The organism is Bacteroidales bacterium (assembly GCA_023229505.1).
Taxonomy (GTDB): domain Bacteria; phylum Bacteroidota; class Bacteroidia; order Bacteroidales; family JAGOPY01; genus JAGOPY01.
The window spans coordinates 1-20,581 of record JALNZD010000032.1 but is presented as its reverse complement, the minus strand read 5'-3'; the positions used below and the strand labels follow the sequence as shown (position 1 = coordinate 20,581).

Here is a 20,581-nt window from a genome sequence, read left to right as displayed (position 1 = left end):
TTGAAAACCAGGGAAGAAATTAAACAAATTGCCCTTCACACCATTCAGACCGAACTGGACGCCATAAAGGGATTGCAATTGGCTGTTAATGATGATTTTACGAGTGTCGTTGAGCTGATCTTAAGCAGCAAAGGAAGGGTGGTTATTACTGGTATTGGAAAGAGCGCCATAATCGCGAATAAAATTGTTTCCACCCTTAATTCTACAGGCACACCGGCCATTTTTATGCACGCTGCGGATGCTATTCATGGGGATTTAGGGATAATTCAGGCGGACGACCTTGTCATCTGCCTCTCAAAAAGCGGAGAAACCCCGGAAATCAAGATTTTAATCCCATTACTAAGGCAACGTGGCAATAAAATGATTGCCTTGGTCGGGAATAGAGAATCCTACCTTGCCAGAACCGCTGACTATATTATTGATGCCACGGTTCCCAAGGAGGCTTGTCCTTACAACCTGGCCCCAACGGCAAGCTCTGCAGCACAGATGGTCATCGGAGATGCGCTGGCCATTGCACTGCTGGAATGCAGGGGTTTTACTCCCGGCGACTTTGCCCGGTTGCACCCCGGTGGCGCTTTAGGTAAACAGCTCTACCTCCGTGTGTCAGACCTCTATATAAATAACGAAGTACCGAAGGTGGAAATGGATGCTGAAATTAGAAAGGTGATCATGGAAATTTCTGCTAAAAGATTAGGTGCGACTGCTGTTATGAGCGATGGAAGACTAATCGGTATCATTACTGACGGCGACCTGAGGCGCATGCTGGAAAAGAATGATCATATATCCGGTATCACAGCAAAAGACATCATGACTGCCAATCCAAAGATCATTCAGGCTGGCAGCCTGGTGGTGGAAGCATTGACGATCATGAGAAGATATAATATTACCCAGCTGCCGGTTTTCGATAATGACCAGTATGTAGGCGTTGTCCATCTGCACGATATATTGAAGGAAGGGATACTTTGAACTACTTTTAACCAGATTTGTTCCCTCTTTACAATTACAATTAAATACAGCGAATAAGCTCATACATCGCTAAAAAAATGATCCGGTTATACCGCCACATAATCTTGCTGCTCCTTACAATTACCTCCTTTATGACGGGTGTTGAAGCTCAGGAAACAAGGATTACCGGGAAGGTATCCGATGCAGTTACAGGCCAGCCGTTACCCTTTGTAAATATCTACTTTAAAAAGACGACTATTGGCGTTACTTCAGATTTGGATGGGGCTTTTTCATTAAATACAACCCAACCGGGTGATTCTGTTTATGCTTCGTCAGTCGGCTACCAAACCCTGAAAAAGCACGTGATTAAGGGAAAATTTCAGGTGATTAACTTTGAGATGACCGAATCCAGTACTACTTTGGCTGAGGTCCAGGTACGACCGGAGGAAAGATGGATTGAATTGCTGATGCGCCGTGTATTTAAAAGCAAAGAACTCAATAACCCGGATCAGATACAGTATTATCAATGTGAGATTTACAATAAATTTCAAATCGATATTAATAACCTGGATAAGAAAATTCAGGATCGAAAAATCTTTAAACCGATTGATTTTGTATTCGAGAACCTCGATACCAATGAGTTGAATCAGAAGGTTTATTTGCCTGCCCTCATAACTGAAGCTCTTTCAGATTTTTATTTCAGGAAATCACCCCGTGCTACCCGTGAGCTGATTAAAGCCAGTCAGATATCAGGTATTGAAAATCAGAGTCTTACACAATACCTGGGAGGAATATTCCTGAATATTAATATTTATGACAATTACCTGAATATCTTCGATAAGAATTTTGTAAGCCCGGTTGCGAATTTTGGATTATCAACTTATGAGTATTTTTTGGAAGATACCGTTTTGATTGATGGGAAGAGTTGTTACCAGATCAGGTTTGAGCCAAAAAGAAAACAGGAGCTTACTTTTTACGGCACTTTATGGATCCAGGATACGGCATTTGCCGTTAAACAGGTTGATATGAGGGTAGCCGCAGATGCTAATTTCAACTGGGTGAATGATTTTTACATTTCACAGACTTATGAAAAAGCCAATGGTCAGTATTGGGCGTTAACACGTGATTACCGACTTGTCGATATGAATCCGTTCGAAGGAAATACCTTGAAAGCATTCGGGATCTTTAGCCACCGCACCACCACTTATCGCCAATATGTCTTCGATCAGCCAAAATCTGATGAGTTTTATACCTCTACGACAAATGTGATTGTCGATAATGCTGCCTACCAGCGGGATGAAACCTGGTGGGAGCAAAACAGGCCGGACAGCCTTGAGGATAGCGAGCAGCAGATCTATGAAATGGTTGATTCGATTAAAAAGGTTCCAGCTTATAAATATTATGAAAAAGTCGTCATCCTCTTAGGCACAGGATACTGGATATCCGGCAGATTTGAAGTTGGCCCGTTGTATAAATTCATTAGTTTTAATGCGATTGAAGGACTCAGGTTGAGGATTGGCGGCCGGACCAGCAATAAATTCAGTAAGAAATTATTACTGGAGGGGCATTTGGCCTATGGGACAAAGGATGAAAGTTTTAAATATGCCCTGGGGATGAGGTATATGGTTAGTAAGAATCCCAGGCGAAGTTTTGGGCTTTCCTTTAAATATGACATGGAACAGTTAGGCCAGGACCCGAATGCTTTCAGCGAAGATAATTTCTTTGCTTCCTTTTTCCGGAGAAGTCCTGCCAATAAATTGACCATGGTAAGAGAATACAAGGCTTTTTATGAGCATGAATGGTTTACAGGCTTTTCCAATACGATTAAGTTTATTCGTCGCGATGTGTTTGCAATCGATAGTGGATTTATTATTCATGACAATGGCAGCCGGTACACTGATAATTCATTAGTCTCCAATGAAATACAGCTTTATACCCGTTTTGCTTTCCGGGAACAATATATTTATGGAGAATTTGAGCGGATAACGCTGGGCACTAAATACCCGGTACTGGAAGTGTTATATGGTTATGGAATCCCGGGATTCTCAGGCAGCGATATGGAATATCACCGCTTGCAGTTTAAGATAAAGCAATGGTTTAATGTGGCAAATATCGGGTGGTCAAAATATATATTTGAGACTGGAAAAATCTGGGGGAAACTTCCTTACCCGTTTTTAAAAATCCACGAGGGTAACGAAACATTCTTTTATTACTCCGAAGCAGGCAATATGATGAATTATTATGAGTTTATAAGTGATACATATGCTTCTCTTTATTATACCCATCATTTTGATGGTTGGTTTTTAAACCGGATACCATTGATGCGTAAACTAAAATGGAGGGAGGTGGTTACAGGCCGGGCAATATGGGGAACAATGTCTGAAGAGAACAGGAATTATTCGGTATTTCCGAGCAACAGCGGGGATTTAAATAAACCTTATTTTGAAGCTGGTGTGGCAATTGAAAATATTTTTAAAGTTATAAGGATTGATGCGATTTGGAGGCTTTCTCACCTGGATGGTCCGGATGTTGACCAGTTTCGGATATTTGTATCATTCCAATTTTCATTTTAAAACATGGAAAGTTTAATATATGATTCTCAGAACTGAAAAAATCGTCAAGAAATACAGGCAGCGAATAGTTGTCAATGATGTTTCTGTTGAAGTAAAGCAGGGGGAAATTGTTGGCTTGCTTGGGCCGAACGGTGCGGGCAAGACTACTTCTTTTTACATCATCGTTGGATTGATCAAACCATTCTCCGGTAAGGTATTCCTTGATAACGACGAGATAACTGAAGAACCGATGTATAAGAGGGCGCAGAGGGGGATTGGTTACCTGGCGCAGGAAGCATCCGTATTCAGAAAACTGAGTGTGGAGGATAACATCAGGGCTGTATTGGAATTCACCAAAATGTCGAAACAGGAGCAAAAGGAGAAACTCGAATCCTTACTTGAGGAGTTTGGCCTGAACACTGTTCGCAAAAGCATGGGCATTCAATTATCGGGAGGCGAACGGCGGAGAACTGAAATCGCCCGGTCGCTTGCGGTAAGCCCCAACTTTATCCTTTTAGACGAACCTTTTGCAGGCGTAGATCCCATTGCAGTAGAAGACATACAGGAAATCGTTACCCATCTGAAAGATAAAAATATCGGTGTATTGATCACCGATCATAATGTCCACGAAACATTATCAATCACTGATCGTTCCTATCTTCTTCTTGAAGGAAAAGTTCTAAAATCAGGCACTTCGCAAGAGCTCGCAGACGATGAGCAGGTCAGGAAAGTTTACCTTGGAGAAAAGTTTGAATTGAGGAGATAATTTGAGGTCATTGAGATGTCATCTCATATTTTGTAATATAACCTTTTCCCTTTTGTAAGATTAATAAATAGTCCATGGCAACCTGACGTGGTTCATAACGCATTTTATCCATTGATTTTCAAAATCCATTACCTATGAGAATACGATTGTATCTCACTCTTTTAGCTGCAATCTTCCTGGTTGCCAGTTCTTCCTGCTATATTATAAATTTCTCAAAGGATTTTGAGTTTGATCTGACCTTTGAGGTGAATAGCGACACGACCTCTCTTAACGAAATTTACCTGCTGGATGCGGTCGTTTATAATAATTTTGAAGAATATGTGGATTATATTGAAACTATTGAGATAAAGTCGGCAACATACTCTCTTACTTCTTTTAGTGGAACTGACGATCAAACCCTCACTAATGGCTTACTGACCGTCAGCGATGAAAATGGATCAGAATCACAGGTGCTGGCAACCCTTCCGACAGAGCTTCTGCAGCATCTGCTTATTGCTGAAAGGACCCTGAATCTTGATGAGGCGGGAATAAACATGGTAGAAGGTCTTATTAAAAATGCCCCTCATAAATGCCAGGGAATACTTACTGGGGACATTAGTTCATCGCCGGTTAATTTTACGATGAAGTTTCACTTTTTAGCAACTATAACCGGAAGTTTGCTGTAGAATCTTTTAAAAGTTTATTCCACACAAAACAACCTTTGGATCAATACAAAAGGTTCAATTATTTTGATTCTCCAGCAACCTGATTTCCGAAACAGCTTTAATGGCTCTGTCGGAAAAGAAATCGGCAGCAGGAAATAAGCGAAACACACCACCATCCTGATTTTTCTGATCTTCAATTAATAAAACCTCCGACTGGTCATTCCGGTTGAAGATTTCGCTGAAAGTAAAAACACACCGGTAACCATCCACGGAGGCAATAAGGAATAAACCTTCGCGAAGGGTTTTTCGGTCAATGCCATAATAAGGTTGAAGTGCATCCTTCAACAGGCAGCCCCTGAATGGGGTCGTGCTGTGAATGCCCCTTCCACGGCCGTAGAAAATAGTTTCGAATTCAGCACTTTGCGCCAAAACAGGTGATGTGACCATTTCCCCCAGGAATTTATCCCCCTTATAAATTTTAATACCGGGAGAATAGAGGGGATTCATGTTCCGGTTAACGGGATAGGATGCAGAGGCTGAATAAACAGTTATTTTTACCGGATTTGAGATGTTTCGCTCGGTCAGAAGGTCATTGCCGACGACAAGCTTTGTCTCTTCGGGTAATGGCCACAGATCCTTGGTTTTCGATGGAACAATGCGTGCGACCTTCGTCGCGATGATAATTTCATGCCGGTGTGCAGGGTAGTATATTTCACCCCAGCTGATCACAACCGATTCCCCCCGGTCATTCTCGACTTTCACAAACATATCGATGATTGGGGGAAACTCAGCTTCATTTTTCTTTTTGAGAATGACATGGTTAAGTATGTCGTAAAGTGAGTAACCATCATACCGGTATGCCCCGATAAACCGGTTCGAATCGCCGTCAGCCAGCGCCTCCTTCATTACCAGGGAGCGTGGCTGAAGTTTAATGATATCTATTTCTCCGGGATTTCCGATTTCCCCGGTGACCTGGATAGTTGTCAACCCTTTCAGGCTGGAAGTTTCAGCATCATCATAAAAATCATTTGTGATTTCCTGTGATTTCCCGGTTTGGGTTAAGAGGGCGAAAACGATCAAAAGGTAAATAATCTGGAACTTCTTCATATAATTATTCTTCAAAAATATCAAATTTAATTCCTTGTGCTAATGGAAGCTCAGTACTGAAATTGATCGTGTTGGTCTGCCTGCGCATATAAGCTTTCCAGGCGTCGCTGCCTGATTCACGGCCACCGCCGGTATCTTTCTCACCACCGAAAGCTCCGCCGATCTCAGCACCATTCGTTGCAATATTCACATTAGCAATCCCGCAATCAGAACCGGCATGGGAAAGGAATTTCTCTGTTTCAATAATGTTCCGTGAAAAAATAGCCGAAGAGAGTCCCTGGGGTACGCCATTCTGAATTTCAATAGCCTCCTCAATGGTTTTATACCTGATCAGGTAAAGAATAGGGGCAAAAGTCTCTTCCTGGACAATTTGATAATGGTTCTCTGCCTCAGCTATGCAGGGAACGACATAGCAGCCAGATTCAAACCCTTCTCCCTCCAGGATCTGCCCGCCGAATATTATCTTTCCACCTTCTTTAACAACCTCCTCCTGCGCATGGCGAAACGCTTCAACGGCGCTTTTATCGACAAGGGGGCCAACAATAGTAGTTTCATCTAAAGGGTTCCCGATTTTTACCTGATTATACGATTTTAAAAGTTTTTCCCTGAATATATCAAACATGCAATCATGGATGATCAGCCTCCGCGTAGTGGTGCATCGCTGCCCTGCTGTGGCAATGGCCCCGAAAAGGCTGCCGCGCAAGGCCATATCTTTGTTCCCGTACTGGGAAATAATGATAGCGTTATTGCCGCCTAATTCAAGGATTGTCCTGCCCAATCTTTCCCCGACAATTTTTGCAACATGGCGGCCGACCCTTACAGAGCCTGTGACTGAGATTAACGGCATTCGCTTGTCGGCCAGGAAATTATCGCCTAAGGATGAAGAGCCGGCAACTACCAGGCTGAGGACACCTGCCGGAAGATGGTTTTCTTTCAGAACTTTTTGGATGATATGATGCACAGCTACAGCGCACAAAGGTGTTTTGGAAGATGGTTTCCAGATGACCACATCGCCGCAAACCATTGCGATCATGGCATTCCAGGCCCAGACTGCAACCGGGAAGTTGAATGAACTGATCACGCCGACTACGCCCAGCGGGTGATACTGTTCATACATCCGGTGCTGAGGCCGTTCGGAGTGCATCGTCAATCCGTATAATTGCCTGGAAAGCCCAACCGCGTAGTCGGCAATGTCGATCATCTCCTGCACTTCACCCAAGCCTTCCTGGCAGGTCTTCCCCATTTCATAGGTAACGAGTTTCCCCAGGGGCTCTTTGTATATCCTGAGCTCGTTGGCGATCTGGCGGACGATCTCCCCACGCTTCGGAGCAGGTACAATTTGCCAGGCTGTGAAGGCTTTTTGAGCGCTAAAAATCACCCGCTCATAATCTTCCCGGGAAGCTTGACATACCTTGGCAATAAGTTTTCCATCCACCGGAGAATGGGATTCCAGGAGCCCGCCATGTGTTTCAACCCATTTAAGTCCATCATGGATTCCATGGTTTATTTCTTTAATGCCAAGTCTTTTCAAAACTTCTTTCATATGAGAAGATAAATTAAGATGGTTTATATTGTATCAGTTTTTGCAATGGTGTATTGATTCAAGTATTCAGGAAGTTTCATATCAGGATTTTGCGGGACAGGAATTAATGACTTATGGCCCGTTTGATTCATGATTTTCATCCCTTTCTCATTATTCAGGAGATAATTAAGAAAAGCCTCGGCTACCAAAGGATTTGGAGCATTATCCAGCTCAGTGACAGCATAAACGATGGCTTCACCCCTGACCTCTATTTGGCTGGAAGGAGTATTTCCTTTTATCTTAACACCGGCTTGCTTATAATGTTCATTCAGTTCCATCTTCTTCAGGTTGATTTCATCCGGCAGTTCAAGAAATTTAAGACCATGCTGGATGGCCACCGAAAGGTAAATAAAGATATAATCGGTCTCGTGGAGCTCAAGTAACGCCAGCAGGTCAACTTCTTTCGGACGGATATACCGCTGATCTTTTGCAGCCAATTTATTGGCCAGGTCATTTCTTCCATAATAAAGCCCGGCAAGCTGCATGACCATCACGGTGCGGTAACCACAGGGATCAGCATCAGGGTCTGCCCGGCTGTAACGGATTTCTTCGCTGAGGAGGATTTCCGGCCAGTTCTGGACAGATATTTCATCGCCAAGGGCGGAGTGGTCAGTATAAGCGATGACCATTTCATTCCCGGCAAAGGGAAGGTACCAGGATGTATAACCGGGAATCAGAAATTTTTTTATGATTTTATAATCGGAAGAAGCCATCAGATCACAAGGCTTATGCATATCGGTGATCTTCCGCGCACAATCGACGCTGCCTGCAGCCTCAAGGAGAACTTTCACTCCGGGGTTTTCCCGTTCAAAATCCCTTGCAATTTCCTGGAAAGGAACGGAAAGACTGCCGGCATGAAAAATGATGATATCGCCTGAAATCGCAGCATTTTTATTCTTCTGCGGGTTATTTGAGCTCTGGCAGGAGAACATTAAAAACAGGAGCAAAAAGGCAAACGAATTTCTCATAATCATTCAAGATTACTAGTTTTATTTTTAAACTCTTCGTAAGCTTTCTCTACAGCATCATCCATTTTCATATGAAGGACATCGTAAGCCTCCAGGAGTTTTTTCGCTTTATCAGTTAAATGTGACTGACCCCCTGATTTCCCGCCACGTTGCCTGATAATCAGTTCATACCCCAATAAGCTCTCTGCTTTTTTCAGGTCTCCCCAGGCTTTACGGTAACTTATCTTCATTTCATCTGCCGCCGCTTTCAAGGAACCTTTCTCATTGATTATCTGCAATAGTTTATACTTGTCTTCCTCAATGATTCCTTCTCCTGTCACAGAAGATAACCACAACTTATAATTCAGGAATATTTCGAATTTGCTAGGCTTTAACCTACCCATAGTTTAATTTTTTTCGATATGTGATCTTATGCATATCGGGACAAAAATACTATAACCGCAGCAAAGCACAAAATGTGTAAGGCTAATTAAAGAAGAAGAAAATTTATGTTTATATAAAAACATGTTGCATATGAAGCTGAAAATTGCTATCTTTATTGTCAGATTATCGATTTACGACTAAAAAAACTCATTTCCATGAAATCATTCACAATCAGTTTTCTAATCATTTATTCGCTGATAAACATGGCCCTATCCTCACAATCTCAAAACATTTTTGCATATGTCAACGGGGATACAGTAACATTGTGGGAAACAGGAGCATACCGGAATTGTGGAGCTGTTTACACGATGGAGATAAATATAATTGATCATCAAATTGACTGGTACCAGATTGATACAGGATTGGCGGCGTTTTGCCTCTGCACCTTTGACCTTTCAGTAACTTACGGGCCGCTTGAACCCGGGTCTTATAATGTGAACGTGTATTATAACGAATCGTATTCCCCATCGGATACCATTTTTGAAGGAACAACAAGTTTTACTATCGGAACTGACAGGTGCGAAGTCACATCCGGCATTATTTCCCAATACCAGAGTGATTGTTATTCCGGAATAGGAATTGTGGATCCGGAAGATTTTGAAAACGGCAATTTCAGGATCTATCCTGTTCCTGTGAAAGATGGGGAACTGTTATACCTTGAAGCTTTTCCAACAGGAGGAAAGGCCATCCTGGAAATATTTACATTAACCGGAAAACTGGTTTATAGCAAGCAATATGATGGGAACCAGCCGATACTGGACCGATTGCTGAAGGATGAGATCTTCCCGGTACCCGGTTTATACCTGGCGAGATTGAGAACTGGTGATCAGGTTTATATAAGGAAAATTACTGTCTTATAAATCAACTTGCAATTTGTGTTTAGTTACACAGAGTTCCACAGAGGTATCGCAGAGTTACACAGAGAATAAGGAAACACAATTATAACTCAAAACTCAGAATTTTCAATTTTCAATTAATCCCCCTGCTTGTCCTTCACCAGTTCGATCAGCTCCGGCAGGTCCATCCCCAGTTTTTGCAGGTGCTCGATCTTCGGAATTCCGTTTTTCGTCCAGCCTCTTCTGAAATAGACAGCATCCAGTAGCTTTTCATACTGATCTTCCCTGAATTTTCGGGTGAGTTTCATTTTTTCTTCAGTGGACAATCCTGCCGGGTCAACTCCGATCTTTTCCTTAAGTTGCTTGTCGTAACGATCCGCCCTTGATTCATACTCTTCCCTAGTAACAGGACCTGCAGCGCGGTAGGGCTGGGCATCGTATTTCCTCGTTCCGTATCCCCTGCGGATGTTGAATATCCGCTGGAAATTATATACGCGTTCCGACATCCGGATCATTTCAAACTTGTCGAAAGGTTTTCCGGTAACGGCTTTATAGATGGTCACATAGTTATCGACATGCTCGGGCACTTTGGCCGGTTCGTCGGTTTCGGCGTTAGTAAGCGGCTCAACGTCGTTCCATGGGAGTTTACAAAGCCCGACCAGCCCGAACCAGGTGCGGAACATCGGGAAATAATGCAACGCTTCGGCTTTCTTTTCAAAAGTGGGGATCTGGTTGTTCACCATATCCATGAAAATGAGCCAGGCTTCGTCATGCTGCGGGCCTTTGTTTGTCATGGCATATCCACCCTGCTGGGCTAAAGATTCCTTAGAGACGTACTGAGAGTATTCCAGGCCCTTATTTTCCATGCCGATATCATTCAGGAAACCTGCATCACCCCATCCGCTTTCGGCGAACAACTGCTTCATTTTATGGACGCCCATCCCGGCAATCAGGCCAAATCCTTCGCCGCGTCCCATCTGGTGAAGCATTTCCATGGCAGATTCGGCATTGCCGAAGTTCAGTTTAAGGCCACCGGTGCGCTGGTCATTCAGGATACCGTTTTCATAACATTCCATCACGAAGGCTGTAATGGTTCCAAAAGAGATAGCGCAGATACCATAAGTATCGCAGTAGAAATTCGCTTCAATGATGTAATCAGGGTTGAAGATACCGCTGCAGGAGCCCAATCCGCCGGCATTTTCGTATTCCGGACCATCGACCAGGACACTGTCGCCTGCATAAGGTCCTGTTCTCAGCTTATAATTATCTACACCTTTTGAGCAGGCCATGTTGCAACCTATCCAGCAGCCATCAGGTATCCCTTGGGTAAAGCGTGCTTTCCAGACTTCAGAATGAATGGCGTTAGCTTCCGGATGACTTCCGAATTTGAAATTATGGGTAGGCAGAAGGTCATAATCATTCATGATATTGGTAAGGTGGGCCGTACCTTTCGTGCGCATTTCCGCCTGTGAATCATCGAGATCGCGCATTTCAGCATTAAACCGCTTGCCACGCTCCATGATCGGTTCGAGGTCGGCCACATTATTCAGGTTGCCTTTTACGCCGGCTATTTTAGCTACAACAGCTTTAATCTTCTTATTGCGAAGTACGGTTCCGATGCCTCCACGACCGGCTTGTTTCAGACGCACCTTTTTCCGGCGGGTGTCGTAGAAACTGAAGTTCAGCATCCCGATCAGGGAATATTCCGCTGCAGCGCCTGAACATACCACGGCCACATTTTTCTTATCCTTTTCATCATCGGCATAAAGATCGGTCAGGTATTCAGCCAGGACATGGGAATCTTTGATATTAACATTGATTTCACTAACGGTCACCTTATGGTTGATCCCGTCAATAAAAACGATCACATCCTTATCAGCTTTCCCCTGCAATTCAATAGCATCAAAGCCGGAAAATTTAAGGAAAGGACCAAAGTACCCGCCGACGTTACTGTCAATGGGAACATCAGTCAACGGCGAAATAGAGACACAAATCGATTTTCCTGTTCCTGAATATTGGGTGATCCCGCCAATAGGGCCTGAGGAGATATTGATCTCATTCTCAGGGTCATCCCATTTTGTATCCGGTTTGGTTGCATCCCAGAGCAGCCTTAGCCCATAGCCCCTTCCGCCGATGAATTTTTCTTTCATCAGGGGAGGAACGGCTTTCTCTTTTATTTCACCCGATCCGACATTCACATACAATATCTTGTCCGTGTATCCTTTATCCAGCGGCGTCCAGTTATATGGCCATTCTTTCAATACTACCTGGGTTTTGGCGATAGTCGCGGTATCCATATTTTCAGAATTTTATTGTTAATTAATTAGCAGCACAAAAGTAGAAATTTTTGAAATGGCTGGAAGGAATTAATATTATTCCATGAAGAGCTGAATTGCTTAATTTTGTTAATAGGAAGACAGAAGACAGAAGACAGAAGACAGAAGACAGAAGACAGAATGAAAACACTTTTTAAACAACCTTATGACAACCTTATGACAACTTTATGACAACTTTATGACAACTTAATGACTATCAATGACCATGAATGACCAACACATCAGAACCAAACTTAAGGACAAGGTCGTCGGGATCGCCGGCTGCGGTGGTCTTGGCTCAAATTGTGCTGTAGCTTTAGCGAGGGTAGGAGTGGGGAAACTGGTAATCACCGATTATGATAAGGTAGATGTTTCGAACCTGAACCGGCAGTATTTTTTTACTGATCAGGTAGGTAAAGCTAAAGTGATTGCCTTGAAAGAGAATATTAACAGGATTGATCCTTTGATTAAGGTCGAAACGCATGAGATTCAGCTTAATGAGGAAAATATTCCTGATATCTTTAAAGAATGTGATGTGATCGTGGAAGCTTTCGACCGGGCTGAAATGAAGCAGATGATTGTCGAAACGGTGCTTGAAAAAATGCCGGATCATTATCTCATTTGCGGGAGCGGGCTGGCCGGATGGGGTGAGAATGAGTCAATTGGAATGACGGTTACTGGAAAGCTGTATTTTTTTGGGGATGGGTCTAATGAAGTATCGGAAGATTTTCCGCCGCTGGCTCCGCGTGTTGGCGTTGTAGCGAACATGCAGGCAAACCAGGTATTAGAGATTATTTTAGGTAAAATGTAAAAGATGGAAATTCAGTTAAATAATAACAAAGAAATTATTGAACGTGATCAGCTCACGCTGGCGGAACTTATTCAATATAAAAATTTCACTTTCCCTATGCTGGTGACTAAGATCAATGGTTTATTAGTGAAAAAAGTGGACCGTGATAATGTGATGATCAAGGCTGGGGATGATGTGATAGTTTTGCATCTTATCAGCGGAGGTTAAGATCAAAGCACTTCCGCAACTACGAAGGTGCTTCCCCCTATAAGAACCAGATCATTCGAATTGGCTGAATTCCGGGCTGCCATAAATGCTTCCCTGACAGATTGATACACTTCTCCCTTCAGTCCATATGCCAGAGCCTTCTGTTGCAATTCTAAAGCTTCCAAACCCCTTGGAATATTCGCCTTGCAGAAATAGTAAACTGCATGGCGTGGCAATAATTTAAGGATACTGTCCGCATCCTTGTCATTTACTAACCCAAAAACCCAATGCAAACGGTCGAATTTTTCCTGGCCCAGTTGTTCGAGGATATATCTTATTCCCGCTTCATTATGGCCAACATCACAGATAGTCTTTGGTTTACCGGGCAGTGACTGCCACCTGCCCTGCAGTCCTGTCTGCCGGATCACATTTTTATAACCTGACGTGATGGCACCTTCGGGAATGTTGAATCCTGATTCTGTTAAAAGTTTAATAACCTGGAAGCTTGAAATGATATTCTTCTCCTGGTAGATTCCGCTGAGTGGGCAATACAACAGGACTCCATCCCCGGGGATAGAGTCCCCCGTGGAAGCTGCCATATAAAACGAACCCTTTCTCAAGCCTGTTCTTATCATTTTAAAGTTTTGGTCAGCAAACAGAATCGGTGACTTCAACGCTTTAGCCTTAGCCAGGAAAACTTCCCGGACTTCCGGTTGTGTTTCGCCGATTATTATCGGCACGCCGGGTTTGATAATGCCGGCTTTTTCTGCAGCAATGGCTGGTAAAGTTTCACCTAAAAACGCTGTGTGATCCTTACTGATGTTAGTAATCACACTGATTAACGGGGTTATGACGTTAGTAGAATCCAACCTGCCCCCCATCCCGGTTTCGATGATGGCCACATCGACCTTTTCTTTTGCAAAATACTGAAATGCCATCACAGCGGTGTATTCAAAAAAGGATGCTTCAACAGGTTCAAACTGATTTCTGTAACGGTTGACGAACTTGCTGACAAAACTTTTAGGGATTTTCTTTCCGTTGATCCGGATCCTTTCCCTGAAATCTTTCAAGTGGGGTGAAGTGTACAACCCTGTTTTGTAGCCGGCACTTTGTAAAACAGAAGCGATCAGGTGCGAAGTGGATCCTTTTCCGTTGGTACCGGCAATGTGCACAGATTTAAAAGTATTTTCCGGGTGGCCGAGCAAGGTGCATAAATTAATAGTATTGCTGAGGTCAGCCCGGTAAGCGGCAGCACCAATGCGATGAAACATCGGCAGTTGAGCGAACAGGTAGTCCAGGGTCTGCCGGTAATTCATATTTGTAAATTGAATGAGATAATTAATTCTGCCGGATAAAATTATAGGTGATCGTGCCGACTTGTGTGTCGGGCGCATTGGGATTAGCGATGAACCGGGACCGGAGTGCCGCGTCCTTAGCCAATTGCCATAATGTCTGATCGGAAACATTGGTTCCTTTTGCACCGGCCACGGCACTGACGACATTTCCCTGCTTGTCTACTTTTATAGTTACCACCACTTTCCCTTGTTCTTTGGAATCATAGGAAGGTTTGTGGAGCATCAAAGAGCCTCTTCCACCCAAACTATAAGAGATACCATCTCCCGCTCCATCTCCGGTTCCGGTTCCTGTTCCTTTGCCACTTCCCGTTCCTGCTCCTTCTCCACCCGCACCCTTATAAGTGGGAGCACCGGGTGTGCCATTGGGATTGCCCTGGTCGCCTGGCTTCCCGGTCTGACCTTCCTGGCCGCCCTGTGTCGTTGTAGTGCTCTTGCCTTTATACATAGCTTTGGGGTTAGGCTGAGGCTTAGGCTCGGGCATGGGTTCGGGTTGGATTATCTCTTTGACCGGCTCTGGTTCAGGTTTCGGAATGACTTTTTCAGGCTCTTTCTTTTTTTCTTCAACTATTTTCTCTCTGATCGCAGGCGCCTCTTCTACATCCTGTACCAGGTATTCATCTTCTTCCGGCTCCTGCCTGGAAGATGTTGGCTGAGGCAAAGGCTCGGCAGGGGCAGGCTGTTCCTGCTGATCCATACCCATGCCGGTCTCATCAAAACCAAGATTAACCAGTACGCCTTCTTCCCCCGGTAGAGGCAGTGGGGTCCGTAAGGCCAGAAAGAGCAATAAAACCAGCAATCCCACATGAAATAGGATGGTTCCCAATATGCCCTTAATCCTGTTTTTTTTCTCGTTTATCATTTTGGCAAAGTAGCCAGGATCACCTTATGTTTTGTCCCATTTTTCCGGTTGATCCCATTAACAGCATCAATAACTGTTACTATGTGCTGAACAGGTACTGATTTATCAGCCCTTAAAACGACTGTACCTTCCGTCTGCCCTGTAAGTTTCTGAGCGATCTGGGATTCGAGGATATCCTCATTAACCTGGAGTTCTTCAACAAAGAAATTCTGATTTTTATTAATATAGACTGTGACTGTTTGTTTGGCCATGGTCTTGCTATTACTGCTTGGAAGCAGGAGCTTGATGGCGTTTGGAGCAACTAGTGTAGAAGTGATCATAAAAAAGATCAATAGAAGAAAAACCAGGTCAGACATGGAAGCCATGCTGAATGAAGCATTGATTTTATTTCTGGCGTGGATTGGCATGGCGTTTAAGTTTTAAGATGCAGGCTCGTGCAGGAGATCCATGAATTCAGAAGCGCGTGCTTCCAGGATGAAGACTAAATTTTCAACCCTGGAAACCAATATGTTATAGAAGACGAGTGCAAAGATACCCACAATTAAACCACCAACCGTGGTTACCATGGCCTGGTATATGCCGTTGGAAAGGAGTGTAATATCGATGTTATTTCCCGCCATAGACATGTCATAAAAGGCAACAATCATCCCGATCACGGTTCCCAGGAAGCCGAGCATAGGCGCTGCTCCGGCAATAGTGGCCAGTCCGGCAATGTTTTTCTCCATTTTCGCTACTTCAAGCTTACCGACATTTTCAATGGCGGTATTAATATCATTTAAAGGCCGGCCTATGCGAATCAGCCCTTTTTCTATCATCCTGGCAATCGGACTTTCATTGTTACGGCAAAGCGCTAAGGCCGAATCCAATCTGCCGTTGTGCATGAAATCACGAATATTGTTCATGAAATGTTTGTCATCCTGGCTGGCCTTTTTGATAGTCAGAAACCGTTCAATAAAAATATAAACTGCTATGATGGATAGAACACCGAGGATTGCCATAATCCATCCGCCTTTAAGGGCGAGGTCATAGACAGAAAGAGTGATTTCAGACGGGTTGGCCTGTCCGCTGATTAAGTCGTTACTAGTACTGATCTGCAATAAAAAAAATCCGGTCATATTATTTTCATTTGGCTGAGATTAAACGTAGAAACAGCTTAATTATTTTAAGTTCTTTTTTAATGAGGTAAATTTAGAAAAGAAGATGAATATATATCCGGACCAGGGAAACTTTTATTCACAGATTAGAGCAACTTATCCCGAAATCCTTCTCCTGTAAATGAATGCAGAAGCCACAAGCATCAGACCGATTGCCATGAACAATGACCAGTTGGACAGTGGTATCAAATAGCCGCAATTCGTTACCGTCACAGTTATCTCATACCCGCTGCTTTCGCAACCCGTCGAACTGTTTTTAACTTTAAGTGTTCCATTATATGTTCCTTCAGCAGCTCCTCCCGGTACGGTTAGTAAAATCGGGCTCGATGGCAGCGTTGTATAGGCTACATCGGCAAACCCTTGTCCTTCGGCCGCTGCATTATAATCGATGGTATACTGATCCGGGCTGCCTGTCGTTGCGCTATAGGTAAGATTTACCGATATTGTGTCGCTGCATACTGATGGATTGCCCCCCAGTGTAATGGTTGGTGCAGTGCAGTCTTCACCCGATTCAAAATCGCTGAAACTCGTCAGGCCGGTGGCTTTGATGGTTCTGTTACCCTCAGAATTATTGGTCACAGTGCTGGAAGTTGAAGCCCACGTGGAAGGATCGAATTTTTTAATAGTATAGCCTTCAATAGTTCCGCCGGCTTCCCCCGAATTTGTGGTGTTTGAAAGATTTAACGTGATATCGTAGGTGTCAAATATACCGGGTGATGCATTTTCATTCACGAACCAGTAGCAGTCTGCTTTTTTGGTCTGGTCGATCCCCGAGCCACTGCTTTCATTGGTATCGGTAGATGCGATGTATGCAATGATATTGACCGGGTTGGAGCTAATATTGACGTTACTGATATCCAGTACTACCGGGGTGTAGATGGAGGCATCCCCGATCGTATAAGTGAACGACTGTGTTCCTGCATTGGTCGGGAAATTCTTCTGCAGGTTGCCGTTGACATAAGAACTGATGCTGCCACCTGAAATAATTCCCGCTGTTCCCATGGTTAGTGTATAGGAAGAGGTAGTCGTCAATCTTCCGCTTGTCAACGTTAGTGTGCCATTTACGATTTCACTGTTTCCAAGCAAGGCACCGGCTGCGTTGTTTAAAGTAAGATTGTCAAACATTGTAGCAGCAGTCCCGCCAATTGTTTGTGCGCTGCTGCCATCGAGCATAATGGTGTTTCCGATGGCAGTAAAGGTGCCGCCGTTGTTCAAGAAGTCCCCGCCGATTGAATGACTCAATGCCCCCGTGGTAAACGTGGTTCCTGAGCCGAGGGTAAAGTCGCCTTCGATAGTCATCGCGGCACCCGCAGTGGCCGTGGCTGTGTCCGACATGGAGAAATCCCCGGCTATAGCCAGTGCAGTGCCTGGCATTGTTTTAGTTCCACTACCGCTGAGGATAAGGTTATCGTAGCCTGGAGTGGCTCCGTTAGGATTCAATACTGTCTGACTTCCACCATTATACTCGACGGTATTATTTGCTAGTTGCGCTGCACGCCATGTTCCATTATTGGTCATCGTCCCGCTAATCCGCATTGTACCACCGCTTCCCAGTGTCAACACCGCACCGGAATTAATCGTCACATTGTAGAAATCCGTTACACCGGATATTGTGGCTACCGCGTTAGTGAAAATCACTGTGCCTGTGCTGGCATTAAATGTACCTCCGTTGTCACTCCACGCGCCGTTACCACCAGAGATGGTAACGGTGGAGGTTGCCGCTGAGTTCAAAATTCCTCCACTCTCGATTGTCAGTCTTCCGACTGCAAGAGATATACCTAATGTCGGGTTGTTGATGGTTGTTGAAGTATCAGGAATTATGACATCGCTTAAGTCTGATGGAATACCTTTTGGAGTCCAGTTACCAGGGTTAGTCCAAACTGTACTAATTGATCCATTCCAGGTAGTGTTTGAGAGGACAGAATTACCTATTGTCTCGATTCTTGTGTCAAAGCTTGTGGGCCAAAGTGATACATCGAAGCTTGATGTTCCAACCCAGTTGTCCGTCACTTCATAATTTGACCTGCCGAATTCTATCGCCGTCCCCGGTATAAAAGGAGCGTCGCAGGCCCATTTGACCAACGTATTTTCTGTATTCCCATTAAGTTCGCTATCAAGGTAGTGCAAGTTTAAAGTCGTAAAACTACCGCTTCCTCCTGTCTGGATGATATCGTAAGTCCTTTCGACAGCATCCGTTTTCCACGCTGGTGCCGAGCCGATGGTGATTTTCACGCTGACATCAGTCGGTAAAGTTCCTACATTCCGAAAGTTTATTGTTGTGTACTGATTCCCAAAGGTATATGAAGTGGCGGGATCCAAACTTGTCCGTTTCACAATCCCGGTCACATCGCCGGTTCCTGTGGTAGTTGCATTAGCGCCCATGGTAAGGGTATAAGTACTCATTTCAAGGCACCCTTGTGTGGCAGAAGCATTGGAGCTTAAATAAAGCACGCCATTCACGGTTTGATTTGCACTGGCGGTAACTCCTGCTGCATTATTTACTGTTATATTATTGAAGGTGCAAGCGCCGGTGATTGTTTGCGCTGAGGAACCGATAAAAGTTACCATACCGTTCTCTTCGGCAAATGTTCCGTCATTCGTTAAACTTCCCGTAATCGTAAGTGCTGAATTGCCCGTGCTTGTCCATGTTCCACCGATGTTGATGGTAATATCTCCTAATGTTTTTACTCCTAAGGCACTATTAAAATCTAATGTCCCGCTAACGGTTGTCGCGCCCGTAACGGTTAAGTTGCAGCGGCCAATGGTCGCACTGCCGCTTGGAACACTTAACGTGGTAGCCACATTCACATTGCCCGTTGCAGTGCCTGCTACACTTCCTCCCGTCAGCGATAACGACTGAAGGTTGAATAAACCGGCTGCGTTGCTTGTTCTGAGCGTCCCTCCGCTGATGGTTGTTGCCCCGGATACTATAATTGTAAATGCTCCCGAAGCAAATGTACCCGATGTAAGTGACAAATTATTATTACAGGTAAACGAGGCTCCGGCTGTGGCAATATTGCCGGAGGTTATGGTCAGGTTGTAATAAGTGATTCCTTTTACGGCTTGGGCACCGCTTCCATTATAAGTAACTGTTCCTGTTCCCGCTGTAAAGGTGCCTGTGTTAGTAAATGTTCCACCTATATTAAAATTCCCTGAACTAAACGATAGCGCTCCTGTGCCGGTATAGGTGCCGGTTAAATTCAATGTATTTGATGTCATATCCAATGTGACAGGGCTTGTTGTAATCAGGTTGCCTGTTACTGTTATATCTCCGTCTGCTACTTTGGAACCGGAGAATGTATTGATTGTTAAATTTCCATATGTTGGAACAGAAGAAATTGTTTGCATGTTATTCCCCTGATAAGTAACGGTACTTGTTGCGTCAAGCGAAATATTTGCAGTGGTAAAGTCGGCAGGAAAGTCTACTACCGCAGCTGAAGTTGTAAGGCCTAATGTTAGGGCCGCTCCTGCTGCTACACTTAACGTTCCTGTGGCATTCCCCGTGATCTGGAACGTGCTCGTAACAAGGGTTCCGGCATTAACAGTCAGGTTGCCATTAACGGTTATGGCTCCGCCTAATGTTTTGTTGCCACTGCCACTAATGGTTATATTCTGGTAGGGTGTGCTTTTTATTGTTTGCGTTCCGGCTTGATTATAATCTACTGTATTACCGATTGCACTTGCATCAAGCGTTGGGGCTACTGTATTTCCTCCATAAGTTAATGTCGAGGAACTGCCTTGTGTTAAGGTGCTTGCTACTGTGCTCGCAAGAGTGGTAGTAACGGTAAGTATTCCATTATTGGTGGTGTTCGCACTGATATCTAATTTTGCCAGCGTTCCTGTGCCGGAAATTGTTTGTCCTGCAGTTGTTTGAATGGTAATAGTTACTGATGTGCTTGTTAAATTTGCATTAAGAGTAAGCCCTCCGGTAGTTGTTAACACACCATTGGATGCTCCGGTTATATCACCTGTGGAAGCTATGTTTATTCCGCCTGTTCCAATGTTGGTTATTAAGGCTGATGTCCAGGTGGCTACGCCTCCGGTGTTGATTGTTAATGATTTTGCCGCACCGGCATTG

The 20,581-nt window shown here is 44.2% G+C and carries 17 protein-coding genes; 7 read left to right on the top strand and 10 right to left on the bottom strand.

Features of this window, described 5'->3' with window-relative positions; genetic code table 11:
• The 4 genes from M0Q51_11675 (at position 1) to M0Q51_11660 (ending at position 4,928) form a co-directional block, all read left to right on the top strand.
• Entirely contained in the window at positions 1-966 is a 966-nt protein-coding gene (locus M0Q51_11675) for a KpsF/GutQ family sugar-phosphate isomerase (protein MCK9400636.1), read from the top strand.
• A 77-nt stretch (positions 967-1,043) separates the two neighbouring features.
• Positions 1,044-3,518 (top strand): DUF5686 and carboxypeptidase regulatory-like domain-containing protein, encoded by a 2,475-nt coding sequence (locus M0Q51_11670; protein ID MCK9400635.1) that lies wholly within the window; start codon positions 1,044-1,046, stop codon positions 3,516-3,518.
• Between the two features lie 19 nt (positions 3,519-3,537).
• Positions 3,538-4,263: an LPS export ABC transporter ATP-binding protein gene (gene lptB, locus M0Q51_11665; protein MCK9400634.1), complete on the top strand. Its 726-nt coding sequence runs from the start codon at positions 3,538-3,540 to the stop codon at positions 4,261-4,263.
• 134 nt (positions 4,264-4,397) lie between these two features.
• Positions 4,398-4,928 (top strand): hypothetical protein, encoded by a 531-nt coding sequence (locus M0Q51_11660; protein ID MCK9400633.1) that lies wholly within the window; start codon positions 4,398-4,400, stop codon positions 4,926-4,928.
• 54 nt (positions 4,929-4,982) lie between these two features.
• Here the strand turns inward: M0Q51_11660 and M0Q51_11655 are convergent, their stop codons facing one another.
• Genes M0Q51_11655 through M0Q51_11640 form a run of 4 tightly spaced genes read right to left on the bottom strand, consistent with a single transcriptional unit; the run spans position 4,983 to position 8,947 of the window.
• Complete coding sequence (locus M0Q51_11655; GenBank protein ID MCK9400632.1) at positions 4,983-6,029, bottom strand: hypothetical protein; 1,047 nt, start codon at positions 6,027-6,029, stop codon at positions 4,983-4,985.
• Positions 6,019-7,557 carry an aldehyde dehydrogenase family protein gene (locus M0Q51_11650; GenBank protein ID MCK9400631.1) on the bottom strand — a complete coding sequence of 513 codons (1,539 nt, stop codon included), beginning with the start codon at positions 7,555-7,557 and terminating at the stop codon, positions 6,019-6,021. The genes M0Q51_11655 and M0Q51_11650 overlap by 11 nt, the downstream gene beginning before the upstream one ends.
• A 23-nt stretch (positions 7,558-7,580) precedes the next feature.
• The gene (gene wtpA / locus M0Q51_11645; protein ID MCK9400630.1) at positions 7,581-8,564 is read right to left on the bottom strand and encodes a tungstate ABC transporter substrate-binding protein WtpA; all 984 of its coding nucleotides are present in this window, start codon (positions 8,562-8,564) and stop codon (positions 7,581-7,583) included.
• 2 nt (positions 8,565-8,566) lie between these two features.
• A complete protein-coding gene (locus M0Q51_11640) occupies positions 8,567-8,947 on the bottom strand; it encodes a LysR family transcriptional regulator (GenBank protein ID MCK9400629.1) in 381 nt (126 codons plus the stop codon).
• Positions 8,948-9,142: 195 nt separating this feature from the next.
• Between M0Q51_11640 and M0Q51_11635 the strand changes: the two genes are divergently transcribed.
• Complete coding sequence (locus M0Q51_11635; protein ID MCK9400628.1) at positions 9,143-9,847, top strand: T9SS type A sorting domain-containing protein; 705 nt, start codon at positions 9,143-9,145, stop codon at positions 9,845-9,847.
• Between the two features lie 113 nt (positions 9,848-9,960).
• Here M0Q51_11635 and M0Q51_11630 read toward each other — a convergent pair whose 3' ends face one another.
• Positions 9,961-12,120 carry a hypothetical protein gene (locus tag M0Q51_11630; GenBank protein ID MCK9400627.1) on the bottom strand — a complete coding sequence of 720 codons (2,160 nt, stop codon included), beginning with the start codon at positions 12,118-12,120 and terminating at the stop codon, positions 9,961-9,963.
• Positions 12,121-12,358: 238 nt separating this feature from the next.
• On the opposite strand from M0Q51_11630, the gene thiF reads away from it, so the two are divergent.
• Both thiF and M0Q51_11620 read left to right on the top strand, forming a co-directional pair.
• Entirely contained in the window at positions 12,359-12,949 is a 591-nt protein-coding gene (thiF, locus tag M0Q51_11625) for a sulfur carrier protein ThiS adenylyltransferase ThiF (GenBank protein ID MCK9400626.1), read from the top strand.
• A gap of 3 nt (positions 12,950-12,952) precedes the next feature.
• The gene (locus M0Q51_11620) at positions 12,953-13,156 is read left to right on the top strand and encodes a sulfur carrier protein ThiS (GenBank protein MCK9400625.1); all 204 of its coding nucleotides are present in this window, start codon (positions 12,953-12,955) and stop codon (positions 13,154-13,156) included.
• A 2-nt stretch (positions 13,157-13,158) separates the two neighbouring features.
• Here M0Q51_11620 and M0Q51_11615 read toward each other — a convergent pair whose 3' ends face one another.
• The 5 genes from M0Q51_11615 to M0Q51_11595 form a co-directional block, all read right to left on the bottom strand.
• Positions 13,159-14,451 carry a bifunctional folylpolyglutamate synthase/dihydrofolate synthase gene (locus tag M0Q51_11615; protein MCK9400624.1) on the bottom strand — a complete coding sequence of 431 codons (1,293 nt, stop codon included), beginning with the start codon at positions 14,449-14,451 and terminating at the stop codon, positions 13,159-13,161.
• A 22-nt stretch (positions 14,452-14,473) separates the two neighbouring features.
• Positions 14,474-15,349 (bottom strand): hypothetical protein, encoded by an 876-nt coding sequence (locus M0Q51_11610; protein ID MCK9400623.1) that lies wholly within the window; start codon positions 15,347-15,349, stop codon positions 14,474-14,476.
• Positions 15,346-15,756: a biopolymer transporter ExbD gene (locus tag M0Q51_11605; protein MCK9400622.1), complete on the bottom strand. Its 411-nt coding sequence runs from the start codon at positions 15,754-15,756 to the stop codon at positions 15,346-15,348. Before M0Q51_11605 ends, M0Q51_11610 begins: the two co-directional genes overlap by 4 nt.
• 12 nt (positions 15,757-15,768) lie before the next feature.
• A complete protein-coding gene (locus M0Q51_11600; protein MCK9400621.1) occupies positions 15,769-16,464 on the bottom strand; it encodes a MotA/TolQ/ExbB proton channel family protein in 696 nt (231 codons plus the stop codon).
• A gap of 135 nt (positions 16,465-16,599) precedes the next feature.
• The coding region (locus M0Q51_11595) for a hypothetical protein (protein MCK9400620.1) at positions 16,600-20,581 on the bottom strand (3,982 nt) is incomplete at its 5' end.